At 71.9% G+C, this 18960-nt stretch carries 17 protein-coding genes and 1 pseudogene; 8 read left to right on the top strand and 10 right to left on the bottom strand.

Features of this window, described 5'->3' with window-relative positions:
• Window positions 1-65: 65 nt before the first annotated feature.
• The 3 genes from HPS36_RS00125 to HPS36_RS00135 form a co-directional block, all read right to left on the bottom strand.
• Window positions 66-962, bottom strand: a complete 897-nt coding sequence (locus HPS36_RS00125) for a DUF4097 family beta strand repeat-containing protein (RefSeq protein WP_173228024.1) — start codon at window positions 960-962, stop codon at window positions 66-68.
• The gene (locus tag HPS36_RS00130; protein WP_235681717.1) at window positions 955-1638 is read right to left on the bottom strand and encodes a sensor domain-containing protein; all 684 of its coding nucleotides are present in this window, start codon (window positions 1636-1638) and stop codon (window positions 955-957) included. Before HPS36_RS00130 ends, HPS36_RS00125 begins: the two co-directional genes overlap by 8 nt.
• A 121-nt stretch (window positions 1639-1759) precedes the next feature.
• Window positions 1760-2518, bottom strand: coding sequence for a sensor domain-containing protein (locus HPS36_RS00135; protein ID WP_173228025.1), 759 nt, complete (start codon window positions 2516-2518; stop codon window positions 1760-1762).
• Window positions 2519-2674: 156 nt separating this feature from the next.
• Here HPS36_RS00135 and HPS36_RS00140 point away from each other — a divergent pair, with 156 nt between their 5' ends.
• From HPS36_RS00140 to glmM, 4 genes are all read left to right on the top strand, one after another.
• The gene (locus HPS36_RS00140; protein ID WP_137715679.1) at window positions 2675-3031 is read left to right on the top strand and encodes an ArsR/SmtB family transcription factor; all 357 of its coding nucleotides are present in this window, start codon (window positions 2675-2677) and stop codon (window positions 3029-3031) included.
• The gene (locus HPS36_RS00145; protein WP_173228026.1) at window positions 3028-3411 is read left to right on the top strand and encodes a hypothetical protein; all 384 of its coding nucleotides are present in this window, start codon (window positions 3028-3030) and stop codon (window positions 3409-3411) included. The genes HPS36_RS00140 and HPS36_RS00145 overlap by 4 nt, the downstream gene beginning before the upstream one ends.
• Window positions 3408-3680: a DUF7521 family protein gene (locus HPS36_RS00150; RefSeq protein ID WP_053772038.1), complete on the top strand. Its 273-nt coding sequence runs from the start codon at window positions 3408-3410 to the stop codon at window positions 3678-3680. The genes HPS36_RS00145 and HPS36_RS00150 overlap by 4 nt, the downstream gene beginning before the upstream one ends.
• A 104-nt stretch (window positions 3681-3784) precedes the next feature.
• Window positions 3785-5125 (top strand): phosphoglucosamine mutase, encoded by a 1341-nt coding sequence (gene glmM / locus HPS36_RS00155; RefSeq protein WP_173228027.1) that lies wholly within the window; start codon window positions 3785-3787, stop codon window positions 5123-5125.
• Here the strand turns inward: glmM and HPS36_RS00160 are convergent.
• Both HPS36_RS00160 and HPS36_RS00165 read right to left on the bottom strand, forming a co-directional pair.
• On the bottom strand, window positions 5122-5574 hold the full coding sequence (locus HPS36_RS00160) for a hypothetical protein (RefSeq protein WP_137715676.1): 453 nt from the start codon (window positions 5572-5574) through the stop codon (window positions 5122-5124). The two genes, glmM and HPS36_RS00160, sit on opposite strands and share 4 nt — an antisense overlap.
• Window positions 5575-5589: 15 nt before the next feature.
• The gene (locus HPS36_RS00165; RefSeq protein WP_137715675.1) at window positions 5590-6147 is read right to left on the bottom strand and encodes a DUF7342 family protein; all 558 of its coding nucleotides are present in this window, start codon (window positions 6145-6147) and stop codon (window positions 5590-5592) included.
• Window positions 6148-6288: 141 nt separating this feature from the next.
• Between HPS36_RS00165 and glmU the strand changes: the two genes are divergently transcribed.
• On the top strand, window positions 6289-7497 hold the full coding sequence (gene glmU / locus HPS36_RS00170; RefSeq protein WP_173228028.1) for a bifunctional sugar-1-phosphate nucleotidylyltransferase/acetyltransferase: 1209 nt from the start codon (window positions 6289-6291) through the stop codon (window positions 7495-7497).
• Window positions 7498-7521: 24 nt separating this feature from the next.
• Here glmU and HPS36_RS00175 read toward each other — a convergent pair whose 3' ends face one another.
• A complete protein-coding gene (locus HPS36_RS00175) occupies window positions 7522-9753 on the bottom strand; it encodes a hypothetical protein (protein ID WP_173228029.1) in 2232 nt (743 codons plus the stop codon).
• A 138-nt stretch (window positions 9754-9891) separates the two neighbouring features.
• Between HPS36_RS00175 and HPS36_RS00180 the strand changes: the two genes are divergently transcribed.
• A complete protein-coding gene (locus tag HPS36_RS00180) occupies window positions 9892-11055 on the top strand; it encodes a sensor histidine kinase (protein WP_173228030.1) in 1164 nt (387 codons plus the stop codon).
• Here HPS36_RS00180 and HPS36_RS00185 read toward each other — a convergent pair.
• The 3 genes from HPS36_RS00185 to HPS36_RS00195 are packed head-to-tail and all read right to left on the bottom strand — an operon-like array spanning window position 11052 to window position 14418.
• Entirely contained in the window at window positions 11052-12878 is a 1827-nt protein-coding gene (locus HPS36_RS00185; RefSeq protein ID WP_173228031.1) for a glycosyltransferase family 2 protein, read from the bottom strand. The two genes, HPS36_RS00180 and HPS36_RS00185, sit on opposite strands and share 4 nt — an antisense overlap.
• Window positions 12875-14041: a HEAT repeat domain-containing protein gene (locus HPS36_RS00190; protein WP_173228032.1), complete on the bottom strand. Its 1167-nt coding sequence runs from the start codon at window positions 14039-14041 to the stop codon at window positions 12875-12877. Before HPS36_RS00190 ends, HPS36_RS00185 begins: the two co-directional genes overlap by 4 nt.
• A complete protein-coding gene (locus HPS36_RS00195; protein ID WP_173228033.1) occupies window positions 14038-14418 on the bottom strand; it encodes a response regulator transcription factor in 381 nt (126 codons plus the stop codon). The genes HPS36_RS00190 and HPS36_RS00195 overlap by 4 nt, the downstream gene beginning before the upstream one ends.
• 92 nt (window positions 14419-14510) lie before the next feature.
• Here HPS36_RS00195 and HPS36_RS00200 point away from each other — a divergent pair, with 92 nt between their 5' ends.
• Both HPS36_RS00200 and glmS read left to right on the top strand, forming a co-directional pair.
• A complete protein-coding gene (locus HPS36_RS00200; RefSeq protein ID WP_173228034.1) occupies window positions 14511-15686 on the top strand; it encodes a sugar phosphate nucleotidyltransferase in 1176 nt (391 codons plus the stop codon).
• Between the two features lie 2 nt (window positions 15687-15688).
• Window positions 15689-17563 carry a glutamine--fructose-6-phosphate transaminase (isomerizing) gene (glmS, locus tag HPS36_RS00205; protein WP_173228035.1) on the top strand — a complete coding sequence of 625 codons (1875 nt, stop codon included), beginning with the start codon at window positions 15689-15691 and terminating at the stop codon, window positions 17561-17563.
• An 884-nt stretch (window positions 17564-18447) separates the two neighbouring features.
• Here the strand turns inward: glmS and HPS36_RS16825 are convergent.
• Window positions 18448-18960, bottom strand: a pseudogene (locus HPS36_RS16825) (UDP binding domain-containing protein); the annotation flags it as partial.

The following is an 18960-nucleotide window of genomic DNA, read 5'->3' on the forward strand; positions in this document are numbered from 1 at the left end:
GTCAGCGTCCGCCGAGCGAGCGGGGGAGGGCCGGGGAATCGCGTCAGCGGGTCGAGCGGTCGATCCTACGCCCGGATCGTGATGTCGCCGTCGTTCGTCCGCGCCGTCAGCGCGCCGTCGCCGCCGTTGACGGACGCTCGCAGTCGGGTCTCGGTGCGCTCGCGGACGCGGAACCCGGGACCGCCTCCCGAGAGTGCGAAGTCACCGTCGTACGTGCGAGCGGTGAGCGCCGCGCTGAGGTCGTCGCCGAGCCGGAGCACCAGGTCGCCGTCCGAGGACTCGACCGTCGCGTCCGCCGCGACCGCTGGGACGTCGGCGACGACGTCGCCGTCGCGGGTCCGGAGCGTCTCGACGCGCTCGGGGTCGCGGACGCGGACCGCGCCGTCCGTGGTCGTCGCCGTGACGGCCCCGGCGGCCCCGTCGACGCGGACGTCGCCGTCACGGGACTTGAGGCGCACGGCGCCCCGGGCATCGGTCACCGACACGTCGCCGTCGGCCGTGACGAGCGCCGCACCGTCGGGAACTGACTCCGCGTGGACGTCGCCGTCGGCGGTCTGAAGTCGGTCGACGTCGACATCCGGCGGCGCGGTGACCTTGACGTCGATGCCCCCGCCGCCGAGCCCGACGATCCGCGGTTCGCCGGTCGTCACCTCCAGCCGGTCGCCGGTCACCCGAACCGTCGCGTCGAACTCGTCGAGCGAGACGCCGCCGACGGCGCGCTTGCGGGCGACGACCTCGACGTCGTCGCGGGGCTCGGCGCTGAACGAGACGTCGCCGGCGACGTCCGTCACGGCCAGCGTCGAGACCGCCGCGGGGTCGACGGTCCGCCGCTCCGTCTCTGTCCGTCGATCGACGTCGACGACGCCAGCGCAGCCGGCCAGGGCGGTTCCGAGGCCGACGCCGACGGCGCCGAGCAGCCCCCGCCGCGTGGCCGACGCGGCGTCGGCCGACCCGTCAGGCATCGGCGCCCTCCGCGGTCCGCGCCGCGCCGCCGAGCAGCGCGTCGGTGAGGAACCCGCCGAACCTGGCGACCCCGTTGAGCACGTGGAGCGACACCAGCGCGAGGAGGACACCGAGGCCGGCGCCCGCGATCGCCTCGCGCAGCGTGTCGACCACGTAGGGGCCGAGCGTGTACGTCACCCCGGGGGCGTCGTAGAAGACGGGCATGCTGATCAGCGTGGCCGAGAGCGCGAACGCGGTGACGAGCGCGGTGAACACCACGACGCCGTAGACGAACTTGAGGCCGACGAGCACGAGGCTGGTCCAGGTTGTCGGGGCCGTGAGGATCCGCTTCGTCGTCCCGAGCGCCTCCTCGACCGAGCCGAACGCGAGTTCGACCTCCGCGGGGGCGGCGTCGACGTCGACGTCGAGGAGCCAGTCCGCGAGGCGGCGCTCGAACGACCCGATTCCGAGCGTCACGAGCAACGTCAGGAGGACGACCGGGACGCCCGCGAACGTGACGAGCAGGCCGATGCCGGTCGAGAGGCCGGTGGTGACGACCGTGAAGTAGGCGATCCCCAGCGGGAACGCCAGCAGGAGGTACGCCAGGTTGCGATACGTCTGTCCGTCGAAGGGCACACCGACGAAGCGTGCGAGCGCCTCGCCCGGCGAGCGCGGAGACCAACTGTGGTCGCTCATAGTGCGCTTACGGCTTGCCGCCCCGTCGACATATAAAGAATCGAGCGCTGCTGATCCGGCAATGCCACCCAAAGTATAAGTATGAGTTTCGTTCCGACCGTCCCGGACGCCGGTCCCGGACTCAGTCCGTTCCGATCGACGGCGCGCCCTGCCCAAGGGTGAGCTCGGCCCACCGGGCACAGAGCCAACCGGCGGCGTAGAGCACGTTGAGCCCGACGAGGAGCGCCAGGACGCCCAGGAGCGACATCGCCAGCGCGCCCGGCAGCGTCGAGACTTCCCACGACGTGAGCCGCACGATGAACGAGACGCCGACCTCGAACTGCTCCCACGGGACGACGAGCGACAGCTCCCGCCGGATCGGCTCCGGGAGAATGAGCCCGACCGACGCGCCCGGGGCGTCGTAGTACAGCGGCGTCGCCAGCAGCGACCCGCCGACGCTGAGGAGGACCGTGAGGAGCGTGAAGCCGGCGACGCCGACGACCAGCTTCGAGAGGACGAACGCGACGGCGCCCCACACCGCCAGGTCGGTCACGACCGCCACGGCGCCGTCGGTCACGCCCGACGCCTCGCGGACCTTCCACGACGGCGGGGTGATGTCTGCGCCGAGGAGGGCCTCCGCGAGCGCGCGCTCGCCGATCGACACCGCCACGACGCCGCCGAGCGTCGCGGCGAGTATCGGCACGCCGACCACGAGGACGGAGAGCCCGAGCCCGAGCGAGATCCCGACCACCGTGGCGACGAAGTAGGCGATGCCGAGCGGGAACGCGAGAGCCAGGTACGCGGCGGCGGCGTAGGTTCGCGGCCGGAACGGCGTCAACAGCACCGCGCGAACGACGCCGCTGTCTGCGGAGGGAACCGAGAGCGCGTCTGAGAGCGCCATCTGCCGTCTGGACCGTCTGCCACCGGTCGTATTAAATCTCGGTCCTGTCACCGTCCCGAGCTGTTCGTCGGCGGAGCGCGAACGGGAGATCGGTTCGGAGCGGGCGCGACGCCGCCGCCGGGGAAATTAAGTTTCCCGCCGGCGACGTTCAGCCGGATGGCCTCGGAGGCGTCCGTCGACCAACGGGAGGTGTACTCGCTGCTCGACGACGAGTACGCCAGGCAGATCCTCATCGAGACCTACGAGGAGACGCGCTCGGCGCGCGCACTCAGCGAGGCCTGCGACGCCTCCGAGGCGACCGTCTACCGCCGGCTGGAACGCCTCCGCGAACAGGACCTCGTCGAGACGGTACAGGAGGTCGACCCGGACCGCGGCCCCCAGCAAGTGTACGCCGCACGGCTCAACCGCGTGTCGGTGGACCTGACCGCGAGCGGGTTCGAAGTGAGCGTGGACTACGTCGACGAGACGGCCGCGGACCGACTGACGCGGCTCTACGAGGAACTCTCGGGATGATCGGAACACGCGCAGCGGCGACGGCGCTCGCGGCGGTCGGCCAGCGGAGCGTCCCGCTCGTCGGGCGATCGAGTCTCGCGGCGCAGGTCGACGTGGTCGGCGGCGGTGCGGGGCTCGCCGCGACCACGATCGCCGCGTTCTTCCTTTCGGTGCTGCTCGCGGTGTTCGTCACCTACCGCTTCGCCCGCGGCTACCTCCGCACGCGGCGGCGGCCACTGCTGTTCCTCACGCTCGGGCTCCTGCTCTTAGCCCCGCTGCCGATGTTCCTTCGGCTGGCCTTCGGCAACGTCGCGTGGGTGACCGCCACCGAGCGCACGGTGGTCGTGACCGCGAGCAAGCTCTGCGGCCTGCTCCTCGTCCTGGGGGTGGTCCACCGGTGACGCTCTCCGTCGTCGCGACCGCCGGCGGGGTCGCGACCGCCTGCCTCGGCACGTACGTCGCGTACCTGGCGTACGACGGCGGTCGCCGGAACGGGAGCCGGACGATGCTGCTGTTGGCCGTCGGCGTCGCGTGTATCGCGGTCCTCCCGTACGTGATCGCGTACGGCGTGACGCCGCTCCTCGGGCTCTCCGACGCCGCGACGGTGTTCGGAGTCACGGTGGCGCATTTGGTCGGCCTCGTGGCGCTCGCGGGGTCGGTGACCGACTGACGGCGACCGCTCCTCCCTGTGTCGATCCGTGGCCCGGCGGAGGGACCGGGCGCTCCGACTCGCCATCCCGAACCGTCTTTGCGGAGCCCGGTGATTACCGTGGTATGTTCGGAACCAGCGGCGTTCGCGGGCCGGTCGGCGAGGCGGTGACTGCGGACCTCGCGCTCGATGTGGGGCGCGCGCTCGCGACGGACGGCGCGGAGACGGTGGTGGTGGGCCGCGACGCGCGGGACAGCGGCCGGATGCTCACGAGAGCGCTCGTCGCGGGCCTCACCGAGTGCGGAGCTAACGTGATCGACGTGGGCGTGGAGGCGACGCCGACAGTCGCCCGCGCCGTCGCCCGGGAAGACGCGGACGCCGGCGTCGTCGTCACGGCCTCGCACAACCCGGCGCCCGACAACGGGATCAAGCTCTGGACGGCCTCGGGGCGCGCGTTTGGCGACGAGCGCAACGACCGGATCGCCGAGATCGTCGAGGCGGAGGCGTTCGAGTTCGCGGGGCACGACGCGATCGGGACGGCCGAACAGCGGGAGACAGAGATCGGTGGCGACGCCCGCCGTCGGCACGAACGCGCGCTCCGCGAGGGCGTGCCGCTGCCCGACGACCTCTCGGTCGTCGTCGACCTCGGCAACGGCGTCGGGCGCGTCACGGCCGACGCGCTCCACGCGGCCGGCTGCGACGTGGAGACGCTCAACGGCCAGCGCGACGGGCGATTCCCGGGGCGGCCGAGCGAGCCGACCGCGGCGAACTGCGAGACCGCCTGCGAGGTCGCCGCCGCGACCGACGCCGACCTCGGGATCGTCCACGACGGCGACGCGGACCGCATGATGGCGGTCGACGAGCGTGGGCGGTTCGTCGCGGGCGACGCGCTGCTCGCGCTGTTCGCGCGCCGCGAGGCGAGCGCCGGCGACCGCGTGGCGGTTCCGGTCGACACGAGCCTGCTCGTCGCCGACGCGCTCGCCGAGGTCGGCGCCGAGGTCACCTACACGCCCGTCGGCGACGCGTACGTGGCCGCCGAGGCGGCGAAGCCGGGGGTCGCGTTCGGCGGCGAGCCCAGCGGCGCGTGGATCTGGCCCGAGCGGACACCCTGCCCCGACGGGCCGCTCGCGGCCTGCGTCCTGACCGCGCTCGTCGGGTCCGAGGGGTCGCTCGCCGCGATGGTCGACGACCTCCCCGAGTACCCCATCCGCCGGGACTCGGTGCGGACGGACGCCAAGGCGGCGGTCGTTGAGCGCGTCGCCGAGGTCGCGGCCGCCGAGTACGAGGACGTGTCGTCGCTCGACGGCGTCCGCGTGGAGACGGACGCCGGCTGGTTCCTCGTCCGCGCGAGCGGCACCGAGCCGCTGGTCCGGATCACGGCCGAGGCGCGCGACGAGGGCGACGCGGAGGCGCTGTTCAAGACGGCGCGAGACCTCATCGAGCGGGCCGCAAATGACGCGTCTTAACCTCGCTCCGACTCATCGTAGCGTTGCTCGACGCGCTCCGCGACCCAGTCGAGAACCGAGAACAGGACGTCGAGGTGGTGGTCGCCGAGCGGTGACGGCTCCGCGCCGCCCGCGTCCGGCGCCGGGTGGAAGTGGTTCCTCGGCGCGTCGGCCTTCGGGTGGCGGTCCCAGCGGCACTGGAACCGAGACGAGCCCCGTTCTTCGACGTAATGAAAGTAGTAGTCGCCCGTCACAAACCAGTGGACGTCGATCCGGGCGGCGTCGACGGCGGACGGATACGCGGTCGCGTCCAGCGTGAGCACCAGCGACCGGGGAGCGATCCGATCCGGCTCGAACTGCCAGGACTCGACCAGCGGGGCTGTCGCCGCCCGGCGCCCGATCGTTTCCATCGTCGTCCGGTCGAGCCGACCGCTGTCTGCCGCGGTCTCGGCGTCGTCATCGTCCGACATGTAGCTGGGGAGGCCTCAGGCCGACCCGCGGAGGTCGGTCCCGTCGCGGCCGCGCGCCTCGGCCCGCGAGACGGCCCGCTGAAGGAGTTCTATGTCGTGCCGCACCGTTCGCCACCGCGACAGCGACTCCAGCCGGTCGTGGACCGCCGCGTGGTCGCCGCCTTCGACTGACGCGACTGAGGCGGCGTCCGGATCCGGAACGCCGAACGACTCCTGGAGGTCGGCGTCCTCGGCGAGAAGGTCGTCCAAGCGCTCGCGGAGCGTTGCGGCGGTGTGGTCGTCGGCCAGCGTCTCGACGCGTTTCCACTCGAAGTACGACTCGTTGCGGCGGTACTCGGTGGGACGACTCCCGCGCCGGTCGGCGATGCCCATCTCGACCAGCTGAGTGAGCGCGTTTCGCGCGCCGTCGGGCGAACAGGCCGCGCGCTCGGCGATCTCGCTCGCCGACGCGTGTTCGGTCACCCCGGTCATCACGTCGTACACCCGCTGAAACGTGGTTCGGTCCCGTTCCCACTGACGTCGGGCCTCACCGCTCTCGTCCGACGACGAGTCGCCGGTGGTGTCGTCCGACATACCGTTCAGTCGTGGTCTACAAGACATATATCTTTGGTAGCAGAAATATAGAATCTGACCGCCCTTCCGAGATCGATCCCGACGGCCACATCGACCGAGCCGACCGCAGCCGATAAGCCCCGCCCCGCCGTCGGGCCGTCCATGTACGGAGTCGTGCTCGCGGCCGGCCGCGGGACTCGGATGCGACCGCTGACGGACCGCCGCCCGAAACCGCTGCTCCCGGTCGGGGACCGCTCGCTGCTGGAACGGGTGTTCGACGCGGCCCGCGACGTCGTCGACGAGTTCGTCGTCGTGACGGGCTACCGCGGCGAGGCGATCCGGGAGGCGATCGGCGAGTCGTACCGTGACCGCCCGGTCCACTTCGTCGAGCAGGCGGAGGCGCTGGGCACCGCCCACGCCGTGGCGCAGGCCGCGCCGGTCGTCGACGACGACTTCCTCGTGCTCAACGGGGACGTGGTCGTTGACGCGTCGCTGCCGCGGGCGCTCGCCGACGCGGGCGCGCCGGCGGTCGCGGCCACCGAAGTCGACGACCCGCGGGCGTACGGCGTGCTCTCGACGGACGCGGACGGCGCGCTCGCGGACATCGTCGAGAAGCCGGCGGACCCGCCGACGAACCTCGCGAACGTCGGCTGCTACGCGTTCGGACCGGAGGTGTTCGAGTACATCGACCGCACGCCCGAGAGCGAGCGCGGCGAGTACGAGATCACGACGACGATCGACATGCTGCTCGGCGACGGCCGCCGGATCGACGTGGCGCGCTACGACGGCACGTGGCTCGACGTGGGGCGCCCGTGGGAGCTGCTGGAAGCGAACGAGCTGGCGCTGGCGGCGCTCGACGACGGGCGCGAGATAGCCGGCGCCGTCGAGGAGGACGTCCAGCTTCACGGACCGGTGGTCGTCGAGGCGGGGGCGCGGGTCCGATCCGGGGCGTACGTCGAGGGGCCGGCGCTGATCCGCGAGGGCGCCGACGTGGGACCGAACGCCTACGTCCGCGGGGCGACCGTCGTGGGGCCCGGAGTCCACGTCGGCCACGCGGTCGAGGTGAAGAACTCGGTGCTGATGGCGGACGCCTCGGTCGGTCACCTCTCGTACGTCGGCGACTCCGTCCTCGGTCGCGGGGTCAACTTCGGCGCGGGGACGAACGTCGCGAACCTCCGCCACGACGGCGAGAACGTCCGGCAGACGGTGAAGGGCGACCGCGTCGACACCGGGCGTCGCAAGCTGGGCGCGATCGTCGGCGACGGCGCGAAGACCGGGATCAACACCGCGTTGAACGCAGGCGTCGTGCTGGGCACCGGTGAGACGACGGGGCCCGGCGAGGCGCTGACACGCGACCGGCTCTCGGAGTAGCGCTGGCCCGACGCCGGAGCGGGATCACTCTCCCTGCGCGTACCGATCGAAGACCTCGGCCACCGCGTCGGCCGACTCCTTGAGCCGCTCGGTGTACGCCGGGCGGTCCCAGGTCGGCGGGACGAACGCGAGGGAGCGCAGGGCGTCGCCGTCGGCGCCCGGAACCGCGTGCGTGAGATTCGTCGGGGCGTCGAGCGGCCGCGCCGTCCCGTCGGCGGCCGCGGGGACGTACGAGGCCGCGGCGACGTCGATCGACTCGATCGGCTCGTAGGTGTCGAGGCCGTCGATCCAGAGGTCGCCGAGGCGTCGCCGTCGGCTCGGGTCGGCGACGTTGAGCAGCCCCCACGGGAGGCGAAGCTCGATCGCGTCGCTCGACGGGGCGACGTGGACGTCCGCGAGCGAGTCGTACGCGGGCGACTCGGGGTTGCCGTTCCCGTATCGCAGCCGCCCGGTCTCGACGGACTCGAACGGGACGCGCTCGCCCGTCACCGGGACGGTGTAGCCGCGGTTGATCACCAGCCGGAGGGGCGTGTAGTCGCCGGGATCGGGATTCCGGTATCGGTCGAGGTCGAGGCCCGCCTCGGCGCCGTACTCGTACGCGAAGGCGTCGTACCGAGGGTACACCGTCACCCGAGAGGCGTCGGGGCCGCCGAGACGGACGACGAAGTCGGCGGGCGCCGTCGCGGCCGCACCGTACGGCAGCGCCCGCGCCCCAGAGCCGGTGGTCCCGATCGCCAGGAGGTAGTTGGTCGCGTCCCAGTCCGGCTCACCGGCGAGCCCCGCAAGCTCGAGTCGCACGTTGAGGTACGCCGCGTCGCTCGCGACGCGGACCGCCGTCAGCTCGCGCGCCGCGTCGGCGCCGTCGCCGAGACGGACCGGGTCCCGCTCGGGCGTCGCGGCGGTCGCGTCCGCCCACGCCTCGGGCGAGCCGTCGAGCGGGACGGCGTTCGCCGGGTCGAACGCGAGCAGCCCGAACCCCTGTTCCGGCGTCTGGACGTTCGACCAGAACGGCCGGCGGTTCGGGTCCGAGAAGGGCGCGAGGTTCCACGTCCGCTTGAACCACTCGTCGTGCCAACTGAACGCGATCCCGCCCGCGGTCCCGGCCTCGCGGACGTCCGCGTACATCGCGGCGAGAATCTCGCCCTGCTCGGTCTCGGTGAGGCGTCCCTGATCGCGTCCGTGGACGTCCCGCTGGGCGATCCCGCGGGAGGCGGGGACGCCGAACTCCGCGACGAGCAGCGGGTGGTCGGTGGCGCCGACGAGGTCGTTCAGGTACCCCGCGTAGCTGTTCGGTTCGCCGCGGTGGTCGACGTAGTCGACGTACTCCGGCGTCTCGTTCAACAGCGGCGGGTAGTAGGGGTAGACGTGGTAGGCGGCGAACGTCCCGGCGTCGTACGCGTCGGTCGCGGCGACTGCGTCGGGGTCGACGGAGGCGGCGTCCTCGTTCGGGAACGGCTCGTAGGGGTGTTCGAGGGGGTCGGTCGTCACCCAGTTCGTGAACGCCGCGGGCCGCTGCGCGTCGTACTCGCGCGCCTCGTAGGCGACCGCGGCGTCGAGGCGGGCCGCGAGCCACGCCTCGAACGGGGACCCGTCGGGCGCGGCGAGGTACTCTCCGTCGTAGCCGCTCGCCTCGTTCACGCGGTCCGTCTCGCGGACGACCGCGGGCGGCCACTCGATGCCGGCGACGTAGCCGAGGACGGCGTCGCTCACGTCGGCGTCGTACGTCCCGCTCGCGTACCCCGGCTCCGGCGCGATCGTCGTCGCGCCGTGGACGGCGTCGACGACCTGCCGCATCGAACGGTCGAACGGCGCCGACAGCGTCGTCGCGTCGCCGGCCTCGCGGAGCGTCTCCTCGCCGATCCAGTTGCCGTGGAGGAGGTAGATCGGATCCGCGTGCGACCGATTGTACGCCGCGAGCGCCCGGTAGAACGCCGGCGGGTGGACGGTGTACACGCGGACGACGTTGACGTTCAACTCGCCCATCAGCTCCAGCCAGCGGTCGTACTCCGCGCGGGTGATCGCCGCCTCGCCGGGGAACCGCCCGGGCTTCGCCATCCCGAGGTTCACGCCGCGGACCGACAGGGGCTCGAACCCGCCGCCGTCGACCGCGACCGCGAAGCCGTCGTCGCCGACGCGGAACCGCGGCTCGGCGGCGTCCGACGCGCCCTCTCTGGACCCGTCGCCGCGGAAGCCGCACCCGGCGGTCCCGACCGCGCCGGCGACCCCGACGCGGCCGAGGAATCGGCGTCTGCGCACACGGCTCGGTACGGGCGGACCGGCATAAGGCTGCCTCTCGGGGTGACGGATCGCGGGCGACGGGGCGCCCGTCGGGGACGGAATCGGGCCTTTATCCGACGCCGGCGAGTAGCCCGGACAACGGCGATCGAATCCACCATGTCACCCGACACGGTCCGTTCGGACCCCTTCAAGAGCCTGTTACAGCTGACCGCGAGCGACCTCGACACCGACGAGCGGCTCCGCAAGGCGATCGACGTCGGTCGGGAGTACCTCGGCGTCGACAACGGCGTCCTCTCGTACACCGGCGAGGGCCGGTACGAGGTGGTCGAAACGAGCATCGAGAGCGGCCCGTACGCGCGAGGCGGGGTCGTCGACCTCGACGGGACGTGGTGTCGCCACGTCGTCCGGGCCGGGGAGACGCTCGGCTTCGCGGACGCGACCGACGGCGAGTACCGCGACGACCCCGCGCTGGAGACGACCGGCCTCCGCTGCTACGTCGGCGCGGCGGTGACGGTCGACGGCGAGACGTACGGGACGCTGTGCTTCTTCGACGCGGAACCGCGGGACGACCCGATCACGGACACCGAGCGCGACTTCGTCGCGGTGCTGGCCGAGTGGGTGGGCAGCGAGCTCGAACGGCAGAAACACTACGCCGAGCTGCGCGAGCAGAACGAGCGGCTCGACGAGTTCGCCGGCATCGTCGCCCACGACCTCCGGAACCCGCTGTCGGGAGCGATCGGGTTCACCGAGCTCGCGCAGGAGCACGTCACCGGGCAGGCGGCAGAGTTCCTCGACCGCGTCCGGGGCGCGCTCGGGCGCATGGAGTCGATGATCGCCGAGTGTCTGATGCTGGCGAAGGAGGGGACGGACGTGGGCGAGCGGACGCGAGTCGACCTCGACGAGGTCGTCCGCGAGGCATGGGACACGGTGCGGACGCGGAACGCGACGCTGTCGGTCGAGGTCGCGCCCGACGCCGCGATCCTCGCCGACGAGATGCGCCTCCGGCGGCTCTTCGAGAACCTGTTCCGGAACTGCGTCGAACACGGCGGGCCTGACGTCGCGGTGACGGTCACCGGCGACGACGAGGGCTTCGCGGTCGCGGACGACGGGCCGGGACTCCCGGAGGACGTGGAACGCGCGCTCACCGCGGCCGACGCGGAGAACATCAAGTCGTTCGGGCTCGGGCTGCTGGTCGTCCAGCGGGTGGTTTCGGGGCACGGCTGGGACCTCGCCGTCGACAGCGGCCCGGACGGGACGCGGTTCGCGGTGCGCGATGTCAACGCCGCGGAGCCGGTCCACGAGGCGCTCGCCGCTGATTAGTCAGCGGCGTCGGTCGCGTCAGTCGCGTCGACCACCCAAACGAACCCCTCGTCGCCGGCGCCGACCGCGGCGTCGCGGGTCCAGACGAAGCCGCCGTCGCCGGCGCCGAGCGTCGGGTCGGTCACCCAGACGAACCCCCCGTCACCGACGCCCTCCGAGAAGTCGGTCGTCCAGACGAACCCGCCGTCGCCGACGCCGACGGCGAGGTCCGCGACGGACGCGAAGGCGCCGGGGCGGTCGTCGCTCGCGATCCGGTCGAGCCACCGGAGCCCGTCGGTCCCGGGCTCGTCGGCGAGCCGGTCCACCCAGACGAAGCCGCCGTCGTCCGCGTCCTCGCGGTCGTCCATGGCCACGGTGGCTGCGGCCGCCGCGCCGGCGGTGCCGGTCGCCGCGGCTTCGGTCCCCGCGTCGCCGAACCCGCGCCGCTCCATGACGCCCCAGGACTGCTCGCCGCGGAGGAACTCGATCAGCCCGTGCCAGGCGACGACCGTCTTCCACTGGCGGTAGCCGAAGTTCTCCACCACGCCGTACCACAGCAGCCGGGCGGCGTCCCGCGGGGACTCGTAGCGGTTGTAGCTCCACACCTCGCTGAACACGCCGAACCACGAGAGGAAGACGCCGGCGCCGACGGTGAGCAGCAGGAACGTGAGGAAGAACTCGACGTTGAGGATGCCGAGGTACCACCCGAGCGGGAGCAGCACGTAGCCGAACCCCTCGATGAGCGGCCCGAGCGCCTCGGCGGCGGTAAAGAAGGGGAGCACGACCGTCCCGACGCGGCCGTAGCGCCGGCGGAAGAAGAGGCCGCGGCTGGCGACCACCGTCTCCAGCATGCCGCGGTACCAGCGGCGGCGCTGCCGGCCGAGCGTCCGGAGCGACTCCGGCACCTCCGTCCAGGCGACGGGCTCGGGGACGAACTCGATCCGGTAGTCGACGTCGTTGTCCGAGAGGTGTTCGTGGAGCCTGACGACCACGTCGAAGTCCTCGGTGATCGTGTCGTGGCGGTAGCCGCCGATCTCGCGGACGCGGTCGGTCCGGAAGACGCCGAACGCGCCGGAGATGAGGATCAGCCCCTTGAGCCGGGCGAGCCCGAGCCGCCCGGAGTAGAAGGCCCGCAGGTACTCCATCACCTGAACGCCGGCGAGGCCGGTCTTCGGGAGGTTCGTCTCCTTCACTTGGCCGTCCTGAATCACGCACTCGTTGGCCACGCGGATGGTCCCACCGCTGGCGACGGTCCGGGTCGGCTCCTCGAGGAACGGCGCGACGACGTCGAGCAGCGCGTCGCGGTCGATCACGGTGTCGGCGTCGACCGCGCAGAACAGCTCCTGGTCGGTGAGCCAGACGCCGGCGTTGAGCGCGTCGCTTTTGCCGCCGTTCTCCTTGTCGACGACCAGCAGGTTCTCGTGGGTCGCCGAGCGGTACACCTGGCGGATCGGCTCGGAGGGCACGTCGTACGGGACCTCGGCGTCGACGGGGCGCAGCCCGAACGCGTCCTCGAGCCGTTCGAGGGTGGCGTCCGACGAGCCGTCGTTGACGACGACGATCTCCTGGTCGGGGTAGTTGAGCGCTAACATTGAACGCACGCTCTCGACGATGTTGGCCGCCTCGTTGTACGCCGGCACGACCATCGCGACGCCCGGGTAGAACGGGCTGTCGAACGCGCGGAACGAGGGGTTCCACGCCGACTCGCGGACGTTGTCGCGGAGCTGGAACAGCGCGAGCACGTGGATCAGCAGGTAGCCCGCGTTGATCAGCAGGTAGTACGTGACGATGAACACGCCGGAGCCGACGATGAGCGACGTTCCGACGCTTTCGAGCGTCGTCATCCGCGCACCTCGTCGTGTAGCCGCTCTCGGTCCCGCGAGATGTCGCGCGCCAGCCGGTCGAAGCGGGCGTGTTCGGCGGCCCAATCCCACGCGACGCCGAACGGCTGCTCGCTCGCGGGGGGCGCGGCGTCCGCCCCGCGCTGGGCGACCAGCGTCTCGGCCGCGGCGACCTGCGCGCGCGGGTCCGGGTCGATCGTCCCGGCCGCCTCGATTGCGTCGAGCGCCGCCGCGTCGCCCCACACGCCGAGCGCGCGATAGGCGTCGGCGCGGACCGTGGGCGCCGGCTCCTCGGGGATCGCTCCGAGGTCGACCGCGTCCCGGAGCCGTCGGTTCCAGCCGTACGCGCCGAGCGCTCGCCACGCGGCTGCCCGCACGCTCGGGTCCGGACTCGCCAGCGCCGTGACGACCCACGAGAGGTCGGCGCCGCCGACCACGGTGGTGAGGTGGCGGACGACGAGCAGCGCCTGTCGCTGGAGCGCCGGCGGCCACGTCTCGAAGTCGGCGGCCGCTCGGTCGAAGAACGGACCGGGGTCGCTCTCGGCGACCCGGTACAGCGTGTCGACGCCGAACACCGAGAAGGCCTCGGGGTCGTCCCGGAGCAGCAGGTCGACGCCGGTCGTCGCTCGGTCGTCCGTCCCGGCGGCGTACAGCACCCGGGCGGCAGCGGCGCGCTCGCGCGGCGTCGCGGTACAGTGCGCCCTGAGCAGGTCGCGGTCGGGGGCGTCGCGGAGCAGCGCGAGCCAGACGAGGGCGTGGGTCCGCTCCCAGTACCCGCCGTCGACGATCTCGCGACGGGCCCGGTCGGGGATGCCGAGCGCCCGCCCGAGCCCGGCCAGCGTCGCGGCGTCGCGGCCGGCGAGCTCGCGGAGGTACACGTCGAGGACCGATTCCAGCTCGTCGCGTTCGGCCGCCGACAGACTCGCGACCCACGCGTCCCACGCCGGCTCGTCGCGCCCGTAGAGCCGATCGAGCAGCTCGGAGCGCAGCGCGGCGCGGAGCGGCTCTCGCCGCCGGTGCCTGCGGGCCGCGAGCACCGAGTAGGCGAGGGTGATGAGCGCCGCCGCGACCAGCAGTGAGCCGAGCACGACGACGGCGATCGCGAGGGGCCGCGACTGAGGGCCGGTGACGGACGCCGCCGTCGGGGACGCGAGCGGCACGCTCACCCCTCGACCAGTCGGTCGATGCGGACCAGCAGCTCGTTCGGACTGAACGGCTTCGTGAGGTACTCGTCGGCGCCCGCGTCGAACCCCTCCAACACGTCCGCCTCCTGGCCGCGCGAGGTGAGCATCACGACGGGCACGTCGGGGTCGACGGCGAGCTCGTCGCGCCGGATCGCCCGTAACACCTGCGTGCCCTTCATCCGCGGCATCATCACGTCGAGGACCACGACGTCCGGGGCCGCGCCGCTCTCGTTCAGCGCCTGGCGACACTCCTCGCCGTCGTGACACACCGTGAGGTCGTAGCCCGCGCTCGACAGTTTGTACTGGAGGATCGACCGGATCGTCTCGTCGTCGTCCGCGATGACGGCCGATTTCGACACAGAAAACGTAGACGCGGTGCGCTACTTTACTCTTCTCCAACGTTCCGGTCTCGCGCGAGCGATTTAACACCCGGGCGGGCGACGGTGACGGTATGGCAACCGACTCGGTAACCGCGGTGATCCTCGCCGCGGGCGAGGGCCGGCGGCTGGCGCCGCTGACGAACCGGCGGCCGAAGCCGATGGTCCCCGTGGCGAACAGGCCGCTACTCGAACACGTCGTGGAGGCCGTGACGGCGACCGACATCGACCGGATCGTCCTCGTCGTCGGCTACGAGCAGGAGCGCATCCGGAACCACTTCGGCGACGGCGACGACTGGGGCGTCACGATCGAGTACGTCGAGCAGGCGACGCAGCTGGGCACCGGCCACGCCGTCCTCCAGGCCGAGCCGGTCGTCGACGGACCGTTCGTCGTGCTCAACGGCGACCGGATCGTCGACTCGTCGATCGTCTCGGCGATGCGCGACCGGGCGCTCGACGGTGCCCCCCCGGCGATGGCGGTCACGTCCGCGGCGAGGCCCCGCGAGTACGGCGTCGTCACGCTCGACGGCGACCGCGTGACGGCCATCGACGAGAAGCCGGAGGGGCCAGTCGAGACCAACCAGATAAACGCCGGCGTCTACGCCTTCTCGCCGGCGGTGTTCGACGCGATCCGCGAGACGCACGCCCCCGGCGAGTTGGCGATCACGGCGACGCTCAACGACCTCGCCGAGCGCGAGACGCTGTCGGCGGTGCGGTACGACGGGCGCTGGCTCGACGTGTCGAACCTCTGGGACCTGCTGGCCGTCAACGCGGGGCTGGTCGACGAGGCTGCGACGCCCGATGCCGCGGGCGCGAGCCGCGGCGAGTCGGTGACCGTCGCCGACGACGTGGCGCTCGCGGGCAACGTGCGCGTCGGACCGAACGTCACGCTCGGCGGGAGCACCGCGATCGGCAGTAACGCGACCATCGAGGCGGGCGCGGTCGTCGAGAACGCCGTGGTCTTCCCAGACGCCGTGATCGGCGCCGGCGCCGTGGTCCGGGACGCGATCGTCGCCGGCAACGCGCGAGTCGGCCCGAACGCGACGATAGCAGGCGAACCGGCGACGGTCGTCGTCGGCGACGCGGTCCACCACGGCGTCGAACTCGCCGGCGTGGTCGGGGACAACGCGACGGTCGGCGCCGGCGCGACGCTCACCGACGGCGCGGTCGTCGGCGACGACGTGACGGCCGACGCGGGGGTCGTGATCGACGACCGCGTCGACTCGGGTGCGGTCGTGCGGAGGGGGTAATCATGTGCGGGATAACCGGCTACATCGGCGACGGCATCGCGCTGAATGACGGAGACAGCGACAGCGACGGTGCCGCGGGCGACGGCGGGGTCGCCGGCGTCGGCGACATCGTCCACGAGGGGCTCCGCAATCTAGAGTACCGCGGCTACGACTCCGCCGGCGTCGCGCTCGTCGGGGAGACGAGCGGGCTCACGGTCGCGAAGCGGTCCGGCGAGGTCGACAACCTCACCGTGCCCGACGTGCCCGACGCGGCGCTCGGCGTCGGCCACACGCGCTGGAGCACGCACGGCCCGCCGACGGACGCGAACGCTCACCCGCACACCGACTGCGTCGGCGACGTGGCGGTCGTCCACAACGGGATCGTCGAGAACCACGAGGCGCTCAAAGCCGAGCTAGCTGATCACGAGTTCACGAGCGACACCGACACCGAGGTCATCCCGCACCTGATCGAGGAAGAGCTCGCCGCCGAGCGCGGCGCGGACGGCCTCCTCGGCGCGGTCCGGGCCGTCGAGGACCGCTTGGAGGGGAGCTACGCGATCTGCGCGGTCCGCGAGGGCGACGACCGGATCGTCGTGGCGCGGCGCGGGAGCCCGCTCGTGTTGGGCCGCGACGACGACGCGACGTTCGTCGCCAGCGACGTGACGGCCTTCCTCGAACACACCCGCGACGTGACGTACCTCGAGGACGGCGACGTGGCGGCGCTGTCGGCCGAGGGCGTCGCAATCTACGCCGACGGCGATCTCGTCGACCGCGGCGTCGAGACGGTGACGTGGGAGGCCGACGCCGCCGAGAAGGGCGGCTACGAACACTACATGCGTAAAGAGATCCACGAGCAGCCCGAAGCCCTGCGGCAGACCATCGCAGGCCGGCTCGACGTGGACGCCGGCGGCGTCGACCTCGACGTCTCGTTCCCGCCGGGCTTTCTCGCGGACCTCGAAGAGATCCAGATCGTCGCCTGTGGCACCTCGAACTACGCGGGCCGGTACGCCGCGCAGCTGTTCGAGGAGCTCTCGGGAGTGCGCGCGACAGTTGAGATCGCCAGCGAGTACGAGTTCGGCGCTGGTCGCAGCCCGGACCGGACGCTCGTCGTCGCCGTGACGCAGAGCGGCGAGACCGCCGACACGCTGGGCGCGGTCCGGCGAGCGAACGCCGCGGGCGCGCGGACCTTCGCCGTGACGAACACGCTCGGGAGTACGGTGACGCGCGAGGTGGACGACACCGCGTTCATCCGCGCCGGCCCCGAGATCGGCGTGGCGGCGACGAAGACGTTCGCCTCGCAGGTGGCGACGCTCGCGATGCTCGCGGTGGCGATCGGCCGCGAGCGCGGCGCGTTGGCCGCCGCCGACGCCCGCCCCGTGCTGGAGGGGCTCCGCGACCTCCCCGGCGCGGTCCAGCAGGTGCTCGACGCCGAGTCGCGGGTCCGCGAGGCCGCCACCGAGTACGGCGACAGCGGGGCGTTCTTCTTCGTCGGCCGGCAGCTGGGCGTGCCGGTCGCTTTGGAGGGCGCGCTGAAGCTCAAGGAGATCTCCTACGACCACGCCGAGGGGTTCGCCGCCGGCGAGCTGAAACACGGCCCGCTCGCGCTGGTGACGCCCGACACGCCCGTGTTGGCCGTGCTGACCGACGGCGCGCGCGCCGCCGAGACGATGAACAACGTGACCGAGGCACAGACGCGCGGCGCGCCCGCCATCGGCTGCGTCTCCGCGGACGAGGAGTACGGTACGCTGGACGTCTCGCTGCCGGTGCCCGACGTGGGCCTCGTCGAGCCGCTGGTCGCGAACGTCTACCTCCAGCTGTTCGCGTACCACGTGGCCAACGACAAGGGCCGGTCGATCGACAAGCCGCGGAACCTCGCGAAAAGCGTCACCGTCGAGTAGCGCCGAGTCGCCCACGGCCGCTCCGTGGGCGGCCGGGCAATCGAGTAGCCAACAGAAAACCAACAGCAGTGTGTGATCGACCCGATTGCGTTGGGTAACAGGCCCCGCTGGAACCCGCGGGCCGCGTGAGCGAACGGCTCTCAACGGGTTCGTGATTACAGCGACGCCTCGCCGCGTGTTCCGTTGCTGTGACGGACAACTGGCGGTGTAGTGTCGCGTTCTGACTGAGCTACACTGATTTCTCCCGCCGCAGTACTACGGATGTCAACGGGTGAAACACCCCCAGCAAGCGTCCGGGCGCGACCGGTCCTGACGGACTCCCAAGCGAGCGGACGCCGTTGGTGCCTGCGGATCGCGCCGCAGTGTTGGACTTCTCTGTTCTGCCGCCAGAATTCGTCGCAAGCGGCCGGGCCACACGTCCTCTCAGAAGCCAAACATTCCAGATGCGTATCGGCAAGACACTCCGGGACCACCGGGGGTGTTCCGGGCGATCTCTGAGCTCGGCCACCTGAAATGTCGGGCGCCCTTTGGACGATACCCTCAGGGCGTGGAGTCGGAGCCAGCGCGTGCCACTCCACTGCCTGCCGGCGGTTTCGCGTGCGCGGCCCTGTACTCGCGTGTGAGCAGTGGCCGTCTCAGCGGCGTGTCGCCTCGGTCAGTTCCGAGTGCGCGTGTTACGCCCGTTCGCACGGGGAGTACTGCGGCCGGGAGCAGGGCGTGTAACTCCGGCAATTTCTCCGGAGAGCGGGGATTTCGCGGGAGAATCCCGTTTTCGGCGAGTGAAGTCCGAGGACTGGTCGGAACGCCTCGTGTTCGCTACGGTGGGCACTCGACACGACAGCTGGCACCCGGGAACCGTTCGACGAATCCGGGGCTGCGGAGCGTTACCAGGTCAGCCCTTCGTAGGTGATCCCCTCGCGGCGTTCGATGATGCGGCGCCCGTCGACGACGATCGGGGTCGCCATCGCGTCGAACTCCGAATCGAGCGCGGCGAACTCGTCCCAGTCGGTGACGACGACCGCGCCGTCGGCGCCGTCGAGCGCCGCCGCGGCCGAGTCCGCGTACGTCACGTCGTCGACGTAGTTCGGGGCGTTGTCGGCCGCGACCGGGTCGTAGGCGGTGACCGTCGCGCCGCGTGCTTGAAGGTCCTCGATCACCGGAATCGCGCGGGAGTTCCGCATGTCGTCGGTGCCGGGCTTGAACGCGAGACCGAGGACGGCGATGGTCGCGCCGTCAACTCCGCGGTCACGGTGGTCGGCAAGGTGGGCGGCCAACAGTTCGACCAGCCGCGCCGGCTGGCGGTCGTTGACTTCGACCGCGGCGTTGAGCACCGCCGGCTCGTAGCCGGTCTCCTCCGCGGCCGCGATGATTGCGGCGACGTCCTTGGGAAAGCAGTT

This window comes from Halorubrum salinarum, from assembly GCF_013267195.1.
In the GTDB taxonomy this organism is placed as follows: Archaea; Halobacteriota; Halobacteria; order Halobacteriales; family Haloferacaceae; genus Halorubrum; species Halorubrum salinarum.

Coding starts and splice junctions, on each gene's coding strand:
- HPS36_RS00125 (WP_173228024.1), bottom strand. CDS start 962: ATGCCTGACGGGTCGGCCGACGCCGCGTCGGCCACGCGGCGGGGGCTG.
- HPS36_RS00130 (WP_235681717.1), bottom strand. CDS start 1,638: ATGAGCGACCACAGTTGGTCTCCGCGCTCGCCGGGCGAGGCGCTCGCA.
- HPS36_RS00135 (WP_173228025.1), bottom strand. CDS start 2,518: ATGGCGCTCTCAGACGCGCTCTCGGTTCCCTCCGCAGACAGCGGCGTC.
- HPS36_RS00140 (WP_137715679.1), top strand. CDS start 2,675: ATGGCCTCGGAGGCGTCCGTCGACCAACGGGAGGTGTACTCGCTGCTC.
- HPS36_RS00145 (WP_173228026.1), top strand. CDS start 3,028: ATGATCGGAACACGCGCAGCGGCGACGGCGCTCGCGGCGGTCGGCCAG.
- glmM (WP_173228027.1), top strand. CDS start 3,785: ATGTTCGGAACCAGCGGCGTTCGCGGGCCGGTCGGCGAGGCGGTGACT.
- HPS36_RS00160 (WP_137715676.1), bottom strand. CDS start 5,574: ATGTCGGACGATGACGACGCCGAGACCGCGGCAGACAGCGGTCGGCTC.
- HPS36_RS00165 (WP_137715675.1), bottom strand. CDS start 6,147: ATGTCGGACGACACCACCGGCGACTCGTCGTCGGACGAGAGCGGTGAG.
- glmU (WP_173228028.1), top strand. CDS start 6,289: ATGTACGGAGTCGTGCTCGCGGCCGGCCGCGGGACTCGGATGCGACCG.
- HPS36_RS00180 (WP_173228030.1), top strand. CDS start 9,892: ATGTCACCCGACACGGTCCGTTCGGACCCCTTCAAGAGCCTGTTACAG.
- HPS36_RS00185 (WP_173228031.1), bottom strand. CDS start 12,878: ATGACGACGCTCGAAAGCGTCGGAACGTCGCTCATCGTCGGCTCCGGC.
- HPS36_RS00200 (WP_173228034.1), top strand. CDS start 14,511: ATGGCAACCGACTCGGTAACCGCGGTGATCCTCGCCGCGGGCGAGGGC.
- glmS (WP_173228035.1), top strand. CDS start 15,689: ATGTGCGGGATAACCGGCTACATCGGCGACGGCATCGCGCTGAATGAC.